Source organism: Streptomyces sp. NPDC000941 (assembly GCF_053599555.1).
This window is the reverse complement of record NZ_JBSFMM010000305.1, coordinates 1-10,897: the sequence shown is the minus strand read 5'-3', so window position 1 is coordinate 10,897 and position 10,897 is coordinate 1. Positions and strand designations below refer to the sequence as shown.

The 10,897-nt window shown below is 69.0% G+C and carries 19 protein-coding genes; 4 read left to right on the top strand and 15 right to left on the bottom strand.

The window, feature by feature from the left end; translation table 11 throughout:
- Nucleotides 1–261: 261 nt before the first annotated feature.
- The 14 genes from ACWDSL_RS48710 to ACWDSL_RS48645 form a co-directional block, all read right to left on the bottom strand.
- The gene (locus tag ACWDSL_RS48710) at nucleotides 262–567 is read right to left on the bottom strand and encodes an HNH endonuclease (RefSeq protein ID WP_450495602.1); all 306 of its coding nucleotides are present in this window, start codon (nucleotides 565–567) and stop codon (nucleotides 262–264) included.
- Nucleotides 568–700: 133 nt separating this feature from the next.
- Nucleotides 701–892, bottom strand: a complete 192-nt coding sequence (locus ACWDSL_RS48705; RefSeq protein ID WP_450495601.1) for a helix-turn-helix domain-containing protein — start codon at nucleotides 890–892, stop codon at nucleotides 701–703.
- A 156-nt stretch (nucleotides 893–1,048) separates the two neighbouring features.
- Nucleotides 1,049–1,657 carry a hypothetical protein gene (locus ACWDSL_RS48700; protein WP_450495599.1) on the bottom strand — a complete coding sequence of 203 codons (609 nt, stop codon included), beginning with the start codon at nucleotides 1,655–1,657 and terminating at the stop codon, nucleotides 1,049–1,051.
- A gap of 58 nt (nucleotides 1,658–1,715) precedes the next feature.
- The gene (locus ACWDSL_RS48695) at nucleotides 1,716–2,216 is read right to left on the bottom strand and encodes a hypothetical protein (protein ID WP_450495598.1); all 501 of its coding nucleotides are present in this window, start codon (nucleotides 2,214–2,216) and stop codon (nucleotides 1,716–1,718) included.
- Nucleotides 2,213–3,082 (bottom strand): hypothetical protein, encoded by an 870-nt coding sequence (locus ACWDSL_RS48690; RefSeq protein WP_450495597.1) that lies wholly within the window; start codon nucleotides 3,080–3,082, stop codon nucleotides 2,213–2,215. The genes ACWDSL_RS48695 and ACWDSL_RS48690 overlap by 4 nt, the downstream gene beginning before the upstream one ends.
- Before the next feature lie 11 nt (nucleotides 3,083–3,093).
- Complete coding sequence (locus ACWDSL_RS48685) at nucleotides 3,094–3,264, bottom strand: hypothetical protein (protein ID WP_450495596.1); 171 nt, start codon at nucleotides 3,262–3,264, stop codon at nucleotides 3,094–3,096.
- Nucleotides 3,252–3,653, bottom strand: a complete 402-nt coding sequence (locus tag ACWDSL_RS48680; protein WP_450495594.1) for a hypothetical protein — start codon at nucleotides 3,651–3,653, stop codon at nucleotides 3,252–3,254. The genes ACWDSL_RS48685 and ACWDSL_RS48680 overlap by 13 nt, the downstream gene beginning before the upstream one ends.
- Nucleotides 3,654–3,690: 37 nt before the next feature.
- Nucleotides 3,691–4,233: a VUT family protein gene (locus ACWDSL_RS48675; protein WP_450495592.1), complete on the bottom strand. Its 543-nt coding sequence runs from the start codon at nucleotides 4,231–4,233 to the stop codon at nucleotides 3,691–3,693.
- Nucleotides 4,230–5,048, bottom strand: coding sequence for a DNA adenine methylase (locus ACWDSL_RS48670; protein WP_450495590.1), 819 nt, complete (start codon nucleotides 5,046–5,048; stop codon nucleotides 4,230–4,232). The genes ACWDSL_RS48675 and ACWDSL_RS48670 overlap by 4 nt, the downstream gene beginning before the upstream one ends.
- Nucleotides 5,045–5,800 carry a hypothetical protein gene (locus ACWDSL_RS48665; RefSeq protein WP_450495589.1) on the bottom strand — a complete coding sequence of 252 codons (756 nt, stop codon included), beginning with the start codon at nucleotides 5,798–5,800 and terminating at the stop codon, nucleotides 5,045–5,047. The genes ACWDSL_RS48670 and ACWDSL_RS48665 overlap by 4 nt, the downstream gene beginning before the upstream one ends.
- Nucleotides 5,797–6,585 carry a hypothetical protein gene (locus ACWDSL_RS48660; RefSeq protein WP_450495587.1) on the bottom strand — a complete coding sequence of 263 codons (789 nt, stop codon included), beginning with the start codon at nucleotides 6,583–6,585 and terminating at the stop codon, nucleotides 5,797–5,799. Before ACWDSL_RS48660 ends, ACWDSL_RS48665 begins: the two co-directional genes overlap by 4 nt.
- Entirely contained in the window at nucleotides 6,582–6,962 is a 381-nt protein-coding gene (locus ACWDSL_RS48655; RefSeq protein ID WP_450495586.1) for a hypothetical protein, read from the bottom strand. Before ACWDSL_RS48655 ends, ACWDSL_RS48660 begins: the two co-directional genes overlap by 4 nt.
- Complete coding sequence (locus ACWDSL_RS48650; RefSeq protein WP_450495584.1) at nucleotides 6,959–7,285, bottom strand: hypothetical protein; 327 nt, start codon at nucleotides 7,283–7,285, stop codon at nucleotides 6,959–6,961. The genes ACWDSL_RS48655 and ACWDSL_RS48650 overlap by 4 nt, the downstream gene beginning before the upstream one ends.
- A 17-nt stretch (nucleotides 7,286–7,302) precedes the next feature.
- Nucleotides 7,303–7,641, bottom strand: a complete 339-nt coding sequence (locus tag ACWDSL_RS48645) for a hypothetical protein (RefSeq protein ID WP_450495582.1) — start codon at nucleotides 7,639–7,641, stop codon at nucleotides 7,303–7,305.
- A 143-nt stretch (nucleotides 7,642–7,784) separates the two neighbouring features.
- Between ACWDSL_RS48645 and ACWDSL_RS48640 the strand changes: the two genes are divergently transcribed.
- The gene (locus tag ACWDSL_RS48640; RefSeq protein ID WP_450495580.1) at nucleotides 7,785–8,240 is read left to right on the top strand and encodes a hypothetical protein; all 456 of its coding nucleotides are present in this window, start codon (nucleotides 7,785–7,787) and stop codon (nucleotides 8,238–8,240) included.
- Between the two features lie 97 nt (nucleotides 8,241–8,337).
- Nucleotides 8,338–8,550, top strand: coding sequence for a hypothetical protein (locus tag ACWDSL_RS48635; RefSeq protein WP_450495578.1), 213 nt, complete (start codon nucleotides 8,338–8,340; stop codon nucleotides 8,548–8,550).
- 71 nt (nucleotides 8,551–8,621) lie between these two features.
- Here the strand turns inward: ACWDSL_RS48635 and ACWDSL_RS48630 are convergent, their stop codons facing one another.
- Nucleotides 8,622–8,825: a helix-turn-helix transcriptional regulator gene (locus tag ACWDSL_RS48630; protein ID WP_450495576.1), complete on the bottom strand. Its 204-nt coding sequence runs from the start codon at nucleotides 8,823–8,825 to the stop codon at nucleotides 8,622–8,624.
- Between the two features lie 128 nt (nucleotides 8,826–8,953).
- Between ACWDSL_RS48630 and ACWDSL_RS48625 the strand changes: the two genes are divergently transcribed.
- Both ACWDSL_RS48625 and ACWDSL_RS48620 read left to right on the top strand, forming a co-directional pair.
- Nucleotides 8,954–9,445, top strand: coding sequence for a helix-turn-helix domain-containing protein (locus ACWDSL_RS48625; protein WP_450495575.1), 492 nt, complete (start codon nucleotides 8,954–8,956; stop codon nucleotides 9,443–9,445).
- Entirely contained in the window at nucleotides 9,446–10,717 is a 1,272-nt protein-coding gene (locus ACWDSL_RS48620) for a tyrosine-type recombinase/integrase (RefSeq protein ID WP_450495573.1), read from the top strand.
- The last annotated feature ends 180 nt before the right edge of the window (nucleotides 10,718–10,897 follow it).

Below are 10,897 nucleotides of genomic sequence, written 5' to 3'. Positions count from 1 at the left end.
CAGCGCTGTGCACTACAGCGCTCGCCTTCCTCGCACTGGCAGGCATCATCAGGGCCGACCGCGCGTCCGCAGCAGCAGCCATCGCGACGGCTGGCACAGGCATCACGCTAGTGATCTTGCGCAGGGAGCCCGCCAGCTCTTCAGATGACGGGAACGAGGCCGCTCCCTGAGTATCCGGCGCCTACGATTCGGCCAGTTTTCGCCCCGTCCAACAGCCGCCGGGCGGCGTCACCATCAGGAGCCGCTGCGCTGATCAGCAGATCACGACACACCGCGCCGCTCGGCGGGGTGCTGCTCGGCCGGCCGTTGGCGGGGGCGCTGGGCTCGGGACTTCGCGGCGGCCGTGCCGCCCTCACTGCTCGACTTCTGCCGGTGGCAAGGGTCCGAGTGGATGGCGGCGAGGTTGTCCCGTGAGTGGTCATCCCCGGGGGTGATGTGGTCGACCTGGTCGGCGCCGTGCTTGCCGCAGACGTGGCAGATGCCGTTGTCGCGGCGGAGGATCGTGGCGCGCAGGATGGGCCAGTTCGGCGGCAGGCGCTTCGCGCGGTCGCTGGTGTTCCAGACCATCGCGGCTACTCGCTTCGGGGGCCGCGCGGGGTCTCGCGCATGAGGCGGTCGTAGTCGCGGCGGCTGAGGTGATACCGCGGGTCCGGCTTGGGCTTGACGCGTCCGGATGTCGGAGCGGCTGCGGCAGAGGTGGTCACTGGGGCGTCCTTTTCGGCGGTGCCGGCTGGCCGGGGGCGGGGAGTTCGCGGAGGTCGTAGCGGACGTTGCCGCGTCCGGTGCCGTGCTGGGTGATGCGGCCTTCGTGGGCCCATCGGTAGACGGTGGCGACGGGGCGCCTGGTGTAGGCGGCGGCCTCGTCGGGCCGCACGAGGATGGGGGCGCTCACGCGCGAAAACCTCCCTCGGGAATGCGAATGGGCCGCCTCGCGGGGGATTCGAGGCGGCCCATTCGGGTCGGTCGCGCAGTGTGGGTGTCGTTGTGCGGTGACACGTCTTGCGCTCGTATCAGAAGGTATTTTCACGGGCTCGGGATTGTCAAGTCTTTACGCCGCAGCGGGGTTCGGTGTTGCGTTCCGGAGCGTTTCGGCAAGGTTGGCGAGTTGCGGGCCATGCCATTCTTCGGCGCACTCCGGGCAGCGCGCGACGAGGGCGGCGGGGTTGGCGGTAATGCGTCCGCCGCACGCGCAGGCGCCGAGCGGGACGCGGGGGATGTCGCCGTCGATGACGCGGTGAGCGCGGCTGTGGAGTCGGGCAATCTCGCTGGCGAAGTCCCCGGCGGCCGGGTGCTGCTCGGCCGCCCACGGCAGGTTGACCCGTAGGCGGTGAACAGCGCTGGTCACACGGTCGGCGAGGGTGCCGTTCCACTCGGGCGGGCTCCAGTCGAGGAGGTCGTACCAGTCCTCTGCCCATGAGGTGAGGATGTCGGGGATGCCACCGACGACGGTGAGGTTGAGGGCGTCGATGTTGCAGGGCGCCGGAGCCTCTACGGCGGCGCTCTTTCCGCTTCCGGTCGGTTTGGTGCCGACGAGGTTTTCTAGTGCACGATAGAGTTTGGGAATTTCTTCTAGATACCCGACCACGCGCCTTTCGCAGATACGGCAAAGGTTTCGGTCATCGTTGACATCTCTCGGGCAGCTCTGGCATTCGGTCATTGATGCTCATCCGTTTCTAGTGACGTTCATGTGGGATGTGGGTTTCCGCCGAATGCGGTTACGAGCTTTCATGTGGTGGCGGTCGCGTTCGGGCGAGGGTTTGCCGGAGCTCGGCTATGGCCTCGGTGGGGGGTGGGGAGGCGGCGACGAGGGCGGCGCGGTACTGGGCGGGGGCGAGCTGGCCCGTGGCGACGGCGTGGCGGCTGGCGCGTAGCGCGGTGAGGTAGGCGGCCACGTCGTCGGGGTCGGCGTCCGGTACGGGATCGGTGTGGCGGTTCATCAGCTCGCGCCGGAACGGCGCCCAGGCGGCGGTGATGTCGCCGGGCTCGATGGCGCGGTACTGGGCGGAACGGTTCTCGCGCTGCTGCTCGTAGTACCCGCGCACGGCGTGCGCCACGTCCCAGCGCACTTCGGTGCGTGTGGCGGGGACGTGTGCGAGGGCGTCGGTCCAGTCCTCAAGGGTCTCGGCGGCCTGCTGCGGGTTGTTCATCGCGCGGCGTACGCGGCTGTCGAACTGGGCGGCGTGATAGAGCACGGCAGCTATCTGCTGGCTGTTCATCGGGCACGTCCTTGCTGTTCGAGGAGGGCGAGCCCGGCGGCGAGGTTGTCGGCGTACGAGCGGCGGAGGGGCACGACGGTCCCGCCACCACCCGGTTCGGCGGCGGGGGCGGCCGGTGCCGTCTCGTTCGTGAAGTTCGCGGGGTCGCGCCAGATGGCGAGCAGGTAGCGGGCCGAGCGAATATCGCGGCCGGCAGTGCGCTCGATGGCGACGCGGGCCAGCGCCTCGGCGCCCCACCGCTGGACGGCGGCGAGGACGGCCGCCCACTCCGCCGAAGCGAGCCGCCACGTCACCGTGACCCCAGCACCATCGAGGGCGGCCACCAGCGGGCGGGCGTCGGCGGGGATGGCGTCGGTGTGCTCATCGCGGGCAGGCCGGTCACGACCGGTCGCGCGCGCGTCAGCACTGCTGTGCTCTTGGTGGTTGTGTTCTCTCTGGTTAGGGGGGCCGGTTTCCGGACCCCCACCGGTCCGGTTTCCGGCCCCCTCCGGTCCGGTTTCCGGTCCCCTGGGGTCCGGTGACCGGGGGTCCGGATTCTGTACCGGTCCGGTTTCCGGCCCCCCGGTCACCGGACCGCCAAACCCGCTCGAAGCGGACAGGGTACGCGTGTAACCGACGGCGTGGGGAAGCCGGTAGCGGGTCTCTCCGCGCGGCCCTCGCACGTCGGGGATGATCTCCAACTCGCCGGACTCGACGAGCCGGTCAATGGCGGTACAAACCGTCGAGCGGGCCGCCCCGGTGCGGCGGACGAGCATGCTGGTGCCGGCGTAGGCGGTGCACTCGGGTCCGGTCACGCGGTCAGCGACGGCCAGCAATACCAGCCGGGCCACACCGCGGGCACGGGCGTGCTCCCACACCCATTCCATGGCGTCGAGGGTCACAGTGCTTCCCAGAGGTCGAGGGTGGGCTGTTTGTTGACTTCGCGGACCCACCGAAGAGCGGTGGGCAAGTTCTTGTCGGGACCGAACGCGACATAAGTGCCGTCGGCGGACGCGCAGCCGATTGCGGCGGCGTACGTCAGGCGGCGGGCGGAGTTCACCCGGCCCATGTGGACATCCAGCCCCCGGCGGCGGGCTTCGGCGGCCAGGTGACGGGCGGCGGCGCCGAGCTTCCATTCCGTCGAGCCCGCAGGAACAACACGTCGAACTCACCCCACGGGACGTGTCCCTCCTCGCTGCCGTCCTGGGCAGCGAACGCGGCCGGGTAGCCGAGGTGGCGTATGTGCTCCAGCCACGGCCGGGACTCCGCAAGCGTGGCCACGGCGTCGAACGGCACGTCCGGGGCGACCGCGAAGCGGCACGTACCGGCGCGGTCGGCGTGCCGGGCCAGCCACGCGAACCACACGTCCGCGCCCGGCCAGCCCTTGCCGAAACGGCCGTTATCCGCCGCCCACGTCACGCCGTAGGGCATCCGGTGACCGTTCCTGGGGCCGTTCATCCACCCGAGGTCACCGGCGAGCATGGCGGCGCGCGCCTCAGGTCCCGACGGCGTGGTCAGGTACAGCACGAGGCACCCGCCGCAGTACGAGGACGACGGCGACCGGAACGGCGGTGGCCCATCCCTTGCCGACGAGCTGCCCGGCCACCGTGCCGGCGGTGACGGGGTAGCCGGCCAGCGTCAGGAACAGCGCCGTATCGAGCAGCGCGCCGACCACGTTGGAGGCGACCACGGCTCGCATCCACCCCCGACGGCGCAACGGCGCGTAGACGGCGAAGTCGGCGAGCTCAGCAAGCAGGAAGGCGACCGCAGAAGCGAGGGCCAGCGTGGGCGCGGTGACTGCGCTCAATCCGGCTCCGAGCACGACGGCGGTCACAGCCGCGCGGCGGCCGAGGCGATCCTGTACGGCGTCGCGGAACAGCAACGCCGCCCCGGCCGCGACCGTGCCCGCCGTCGCGGTGAACCCCGGGGCGACGGACACCACGCCGTAGCGGTTCGTCGTCCAGTTCGCAGCAAAGACCGCCCCCGCGTAGCAGCCCATCGCCACCAGTCCGATAGCCGCTCTGTTGAGTGTCCTCATGCTGGCACCTCAAAGAGCTCGGCCTGGGCGTCGAGCGGCCGGTTTGCCCACACCACTTCCGTGCGTGCGCCGGTGCCAGCGATGGCATTGCCCGTCCACGTCGCGGCTTCGTACCGGTGCCATCCCTCGTACAACTCGGCGTACAAAGGGGAGTCGTAGCCTGAGAGCATCACCGTTGCACGGCACCGGTTCAGAGCGTCGCCGAGCTCGCGGTGTGCGCCTTCGTCAGCCATCTCGTGCCGATAGCCAGGACCGTAACGGGTCGCGTCGAGATACGGCGGATCGACGTAAAGCAGCACGTCGCCGCTCGTGCCGTATGCCTCGATGACTTCGAGTGCGGATCGGCACTCCAGCGATACCGCCCCAAGACGTGCAGCTGCGGCGGCAAGTCGGCCGCGGTAGCCATCGAGGTAGGTGGCCATGGGAGTTGATCCGGGCTTGATCATGTAGCGCCAGCCGCTACGTCTCGTCTGGGCCGAGCGGCCTTGTGTCAGTCGGACCCACAGCCGCCGTGCGCGCTCCACGTCGTTGTCAGGCTCGGTTGTTTCGTAGGCGGCAGTGTGCTCGGCACGACTGTGCGGGGTCAGTGTCACCGCGCGGGCGAATTCCTCGTACCGGTCGCGCAAGACGCGCCAGAAGGTCACCAGCTCCATATCGAGGTCGTTGACGGTTTCCATCCGGGACGGTGGCTTTGCAAAGAGCACAGCGAGCGACCCGGCAAACGGCTCGACATAGTGATCATGTGACGGCATGAGTGAGGCCAGCCACGGGGCAAGCTGCATCTTGCTGCCGAAGTACGGCACCGGCGGCTTCACTGGGCTCGATCCTCATGCTCGTCGCTCGGCACGCCCCACAGCGGTTCGTCAGTGCCCTCGCTCTTGACGGCGTGCGCCTCCTCAGGCTCCCGTTCTGGGGCCTCCTCATAGGGCTCGGGCTCTGACTCGATGACGGGCGTGTCAGGCACAGCGGGCTTGCGGCGGCGCCGAACAGTGCGGGTCTCGCTCGCTGCGCCGTCGGCGAGTTCTTCCGCCGCGTAGGGCACTCCGTGCAGCACATCGGAGGCGGTGAGGCGGCACGCCTCGGCGGTGGCTCGGGCAAGGAGCATCGCTTTCGGCTGGCGCTTCCAGTTGTCCTTGCCGGTCAACTGGGCGTCGGCAGCTCGCTCGATGGTCCATTCCGAGCGGTGGACCTCGGTTTCCCTCGCGCGTCGTCCGCAGACCACGGCACGGGTCGCGGTGGCGTCCTCTTCCCATATGGCGTGGCCGTGGGACTGGACGAGTCCCCGCATGGCGTTCGCGCGCATCGCTGGGGTTCCCTTGATCAGGTCGAACGCGCGGAGTGCGGCCATGGGCGACAGACCCATTTCGATTCCGGTCAGGATGGCGGCGGTGACCTCGTGCGGCTTGTTCCGGAACGCGTCGGGGACGAACGAGGTCTTGGCGAGGGATTCGGCGATGGTGAACGCGGCACGCGCCGAGTCGGCCCAGGCGACGAGCTCGGCCACCGTGCCGCGCTGCGGTACGGCGGCGGCCGGGGCGTCGAGGACGGCGGGCAAGGTCTCGCTCATCGGTGGGTCTCCAGGGTCTTCAGCAGGTGGGCGGGGGTCACCGGGTCGTGGACGAGGGCGGGCAGCGACTTGGCCGCGCGGGCGACGGTGGCCACGTCGAGGAAGCGCCGGAACGCTTCCTCACTGGTGTCGAGCGGATGCACGGCGTACCCGTCGGGGCGCAGGTGGACGGCGTACGCGGTGGTGATCCCAAGCAAGTACAGGGGGACTTCGGCGCCGTCCTCGTTCAGGTAGAAGTCGGCGCGGCGGTAGGCGGCGAGCTGCAACGCGGTGTCGGGCCAGATGCCGGAAGCGGCGGTCTTGTAGTCGAACAGCGCGACTTCGCCGCCCGGCAGCTTCGCCACCAGGTCGAACGTCCCGGCGTAGTGATGGATGCGGGAGCCCACCACCGCCTCTGTCACGAGTGGGGTGACGCCCCAGTCGTCGAGGAAGTCCGCGCAGGCGGTGACGTAGCCGAACAGCTCGTCGGGGACCTCGGCGTCCTCGTCGCGCGACAGTGCGTCGGCGTACCGGTGCACCTCAGTGCCGCGCACCGCCGCCGCGTTCCGCTCACGGAACGGAGCCCGGCGGATCTCGTCGAACGCGGCCTCAGCCTCACCCGAGGCCACCAGCGGCGCCAGCGCGCGCCAGTTGTCCACCGCGTATCGGGCCGCGCTCTTCGCCGCCCACCCGACGAGGGCCGGCTTGGGCAGGCCGCCGCTGATGAGGGTCGTCACGCCGGTGACCGGCTCGCCGTCGAGCGTGTAGGCGTGGCCGCGTGCGGTCTCGGTGCGGACGAGCGTCATCGTGCGGCCCCTTCCCCGATACGTGCTGCTGCGGCGTACGCCGCGTGGCGCGAGAGCTCGACGGCGAGTCGGCGCGCGTCGTCCTCGGTGATGGCGTAGTCGATGGCCGTGGACAGGGAGGCCACGAACGCTTCGCGGATCTCGTCGAGGGCGGCGGCGGCCTCGTTCACGACGTGTTCGGGTAGGTCCCGGACCTCTTCGAGGCTGGCCAGCCCCTCGTAGGTGCGGCGGCGCCGGGCGACTTCTTCGAGTGCGTGAGTGATCCCGCTCGGGTCCTCGGCGTGCTCGGCGGCGATGGCGTCGATGAGGAGTTCCGCGATGTCGGCGGCTTCGAGCACGACGCGTCGGCCGTCCTCGTGCATTCGGACCGTGATCACGCCGCCCCCTTGTTGTTGTCGGACGTGGCGGCGGTGCAGCCGCCGCGCAGCTCGGCGACGAGGGACAGCGCTCCTTCGGCCGATCGGGCCGCGCGGGCCGCGAAGTCGGCCGCCCGCTGCGGCTCGTGCTCGGCCAGGACTTCGACCCACCGCGCCGCCTGCTGGGCCTGGTTCAGTGCCCGGATCACCTCACGGGCCGTCAGAACGGCTTCGATGCCAGCGAGGTGGTTGACGGTCGGCCGGGCGTCGGCGCCGTCGGGCGCGGCGTCGAGGTAGACCCGCGTCAAGCGGCTTCGCTCCGCCACCAGGTCGGGCGTGGTCATCGCTGCATACGGCGTACTCACTCCGCACCGCCCACGAACCGGGCGTATATGCGGTGTTCGCCGTCGCCATTCTCGCCCTTGACCGTGCGGGACACCGCCTCGAACGAGCCCGCGGGGGCGTACGCGGCGAGCCTCGCTGTACGGATTGCCTGGGCGGTGGACCCCGCGCCGGCGGCGCTCACGGACCTCTGGACGACGGCCCACTCCCCGGGCCGGGCCTGTAAGGCGGCGGCTATCGCGTGGTGCTTGCTCACGTTCGTTGCCGGCGGCGGCCCGACGAACTCGACGGCCGGACGTTTGCCGCCCGGCCGGGACCGCTCACCGCGGGATGTCGTGCCTGCTTCGTGGTCGGCCATCACTCTCCCTTCGCGGTGCGGGCGCCCGTAATCGGGCGACCCTTCCGTTTCAATTCCGGAACAGGAACGTCAACCGTAGATCGCCGCGAGTGCACCGTCAACGCAGTTCAGATGCGGTGTGCTTCGGCGGGATGAGTGGTTGAATGAACGGAGATGAGTACCGGAATAGAAACGGAGATGAGCACGTGTGGGAGTCGGGTGAACCCCTGGCCGAGCTCGTCCGACGGGCGGTCGAGGGCACGACATACGGCGTACTGACAGAACGAGGAGTCGACCCGAAGTCGGGTTATCGCCTGCCCAAAAGCACGCTCTGGCGCATCGCCAACGCTCAGCCAGTCAAGATCAATCCGGCGCTCGTGCGCGCCGTCGCCACCGCCATCGGCGAGCCCGTCCGCATCGTTCAACTCGCCGCAGCACAGCAGTACGTCGGCCTGGTCGCCGACGACCCCCTGAACGCCAGCACGGAGGAAGCCCAAGTGGTGATCGCACACGTGCCGGGAATGAAGGCCGAGGACATGCCGCGCGCGCAGGAAATCTTGCGGCAGTGGGTCGCCGGCGAGAGAGGTGAGCACACGGATGGGTTGACACACCGGAACTAATCCGTGACCTGGGGTGTTGATGGGAGTAGTGTTTACGAAGCCTTGAATCGAACACAACTTCGGTTCTGGGCTTCGCTATGCCCGCAAGGGGGAACACTTGGTCACCGTCACTCGTACCCGACTCGATAACGGAACCCTGGCCATCGTCCGCGCGACGGCCACCGACCTTGACATAGCCATCGACGAGCGGCACATCACAGCCGCCGGAGCAACGGCTATCGAGCACAGCCTGAACAACGTCAGCGCCCGCCACATCCCCGGCCCGCGCCAGACGCCCAAGTCGCTCCCCGAGCAGCGCAGAGCGTCGTAAGCACCACAGGGGCCGCACCCGGCGTCACGCCGCGCGGCCCCTGATCTTTGCCCGCACTCTCCACACAGCCGCTACGCGGCGAGCTCCCCGCCAGCGACATGCCGCGCCTTCCACGCGTCAACGTCCTCGCGCCGGTACCGAACGGGCGAACTGCGCCCCGAACCGAGCTTGACGTAGCGCGGCCCCTCTTCCCGCCACCGCCAGTTGGCGAGCGTCCCCACGGACACCCCCAACTCGTGGGCGAGTTGTCTTGGCGTCAGGTCCTGTCTGTCCACTGCATCCCTCCCGTACGCCATAGCGCCGTTTCGATGCGTATCGCATTCAAGAGCGAACGTACAGCTGGAGGTTGAGAAGGAACAAGAGCTATTGCATAGCATCTATTTGGGATGCCAGGATGGGCGCCGTGAACGAGCCAACCGGCGGCACGGGCCGCAAACTCACCAAGAACCCCCTCGGCCCATCCGGCGAGCAGGTACGCCGGAACGTCACCCGCGTGCGGGAGGCCCGAGGGTGGGACAAGAAGGAGCTCGCGCGGCGCGTCACGGAGTTGGGCCGCCCCATGCCCGAACTGGCCGTAGGCCGCATCGAGGCGGGCACACGGCGCGTGGACGTTGATGATCTCGTCGCGCTCGCCGTCGCGCTCGGCGTGAACGTCTCGGCGCTGCTGCTCCCCCCGACCGACCACGCCCGCGAACAGTGCGGAGTGACCGGGGTGGGCGACGTGAGCCACGAAGCCGCGTGGGACTGGGCGGACGGACAACGCCCGCTGGTGTATGGCGACGACCCCGGCGCCAACCATCTCCAATTCCTCATGCTGGCGCGCCCCACGGGGCGCCGCATGACGAACATACCGCCGGTCCCTGGCACAGATCCCGACAGACAGGAGCGCCAATAGATGGCGAGGGTCTGGATAGAAGACCGCAAGACTCACAAGGCCTACAAGGAGGCGGTCAAGAGGGCGAAGGAGAAAGGGAAGGTGCCGCCGGGACGCTGGCGGGTGCGCTGGTACGACCCTGACGGCGAAGAGAGGTCGCAGACGTGCGCCACGAAGCCGAAGGCCGAGAAGGTCCAGCAGGACTTGCTGAACAAGCTCGACAAGGGGTCGTACCGCGACCCCTCCGCCGGGAAGACGCCGTTCTCCGTCGTCGGCGAGGAGTGGGCGAAAGCACTGCGGAAGCAGGGCCGGAAGACCAAACACGACTATGACGAGGTGTACCGCCTGTACGTCCTCCCGAAGTGGGAGACGTGGAAGGTGGCGGCGATCAAGTGGGAGGACGTATCCGCCTGGGTAGACACCCTGTGCACTGAGCCGGGCGTGTCCGGCCGGAAGCTCTCCCCTGCCCGGATCATCAAGATCTTCGGCGTGTTCCGAATGATCATGAAGTTCGCGGTGAAGACCGGCAAGATCGCCGTGAGTCCGGCCGTCGAACACGAGCTGCCCACCATCGAGGACGACGACGAGCACGTCTATCTGTCGTACGAGCAGCTTGAGGCCCTGGCGCGGGCGGCCGGGGACAACGGGCCGCTGATCCGGCTGCTTGGGTACTCCGGTATCCGATGGGGCGAGGCAACGGCGGTCAAGTCCGGACGGCTCAACTTCGACACGCGGCGCCTGCGCATCGTGCAGGCGTACTCGTCGGTCAAGGGCAAGCTCGAACTCGGGCCGGTCAAGAACCACGAGAAGCGCACCGTGCCGCTCCTGTCCTCGCTCGTCGGGGAACTGCGGCCGCTCACCTCACGCGACGACCCCGAAACCCTGGTGTTCACCGCGCCGAGGGGCGGCCCCCTGCACTACAACAACTGGCGCTCACGGGTGTTCAACAAGGCCGTGAAGGCGGCCGGGCTCGACGACCTCGGCCTGACCCCGCACAAGCTGCGCCACACCGCCGCTTCGCTCGCCATCGCGGCCGGGGCGGATGTCAAGGTCGTGCAGACGATGTTGGGCCATAAGTCCGCGGTCATGACGCTCGACCTGTACGGCCACCTCTGGCCGGACCGGCTCGACGAGGTGGCCGACCGTCTCGAAGAGGGGCGCCAGCTCGTCTTGGAGCGGCGCCGCGTCCTCGCCAAGGTCGGCGGCCTGTTCGCCGGACTGCGTGAGCGCCGCGCCGCCGAAGCCGAGGAGAACAGCGCCGAGACGAGCGCGGTTGCGGTTCTCGCCGCGTGAGCGAATCCGTGCGTACTAAATACGTACTGCCCGGCAGGAGACCCACCGGGCAGTGACGCGAACGGCCTGTGACCAGGCATTTTCTGAGCCGCCTAAGGGAATCGAACCCTTGACCTACGCATTACGAGGGAGTTTCACCCCCTTCGGCTCACCTGCGGAAACCTGGTCACAGGCCGTTTG

Coding starts and splice junctions, on each gene's coding strand:
- ACWDSL_RS48620 (WP_450495573.1), top strand. CDS start 9,446: ATGGCGAGGGTCTGGATAGAAGACCGCAAGACTCACAAGGCCTACAAG.
- ACWDSL_RS48680 (WP_450495594.1), bottom strand. CDS start 3,653: ATGAACGGCCCCAGGAACGGTCACCGGATGCCCTACGGCGTGACGTGG.
- ACWDSL_RS48650 (WP_450495584.1), bottom strand. CDS start 7,285: ATGACCACGCCCGACCTGGTGGCGGAGCGAAGCCGCTTGACGCGGGTC.
- ACWDSL_RS48660 (WP_450495587.1), bottom strand. CDS start 6,585: ATGACGCTCGTCCGCACCGAGACCGCACGCGGCCACGCCTACACGCTC.
- ACWDSL_RS48685 (WP_450495596.1), bottom strand. CDS start 3,264: ATGGGCCGGGTGAACTCCGCCCGCCGCCTGACGTACGCCGCCGCAATC.
- ACWDSL_RS48710 (WP_450495602.1), bottom strand. CDS start 567: ATGGTCTGGAACACCAGCGACCGCGCGAAGCGCCTGCCGCCGAACTGG.
- ACWDSL_RS48640 (WP_450495580.1), top strand. CDS start 7,785: ATGAACGGAGATGAGTACCGGAATAGAAACGGAGATGAGCACGTGTGG.
- ACWDSL_RS48690 (WP_450495597.1), bottom strand. CDS start 3,082: ATGGAATGGGTGTGGGAGCACGCCCGTGCCCGCGGTGTGGCCCGGCTG.
- ACWDSL_RS48700 (WP_450495599.1), bottom strand. CDS start 1,657: ATGACCGAATGCCAGAGCTGCCCGAGAGATGTCAACGATGACCGAAAC.
- ACWDSL_RS48695 (WP_450495598.1), bottom strand. CDS start 2,216: ATGAACAGCCAGCAGATAGCTGCCGTGCTCTATCACGCCGCCCAGTTC.
- ACWDSL_RS48665 (WP_450495589.1), bottom strand. CDS start 5,800: ATGAGCGAGACCTTGCCCGCCGTCCTCGACGCCCCGGCCGCCGCCGTA.
- ACWDSL_RS48645 (WP_450495582.1), bottom strand. CDS start 7,641: ATGGCCGACCACGAAGCAGGCACGACATCCCGCGGTGAGCGGTCCCGG.
- ACWDSL_RS48675 (WP_450495592.1), bottom strand. CDS start 4,233: ATGAGGACACTCAACAGAGCGGCTATCGGACTGGTGGCGATGGGCTGC.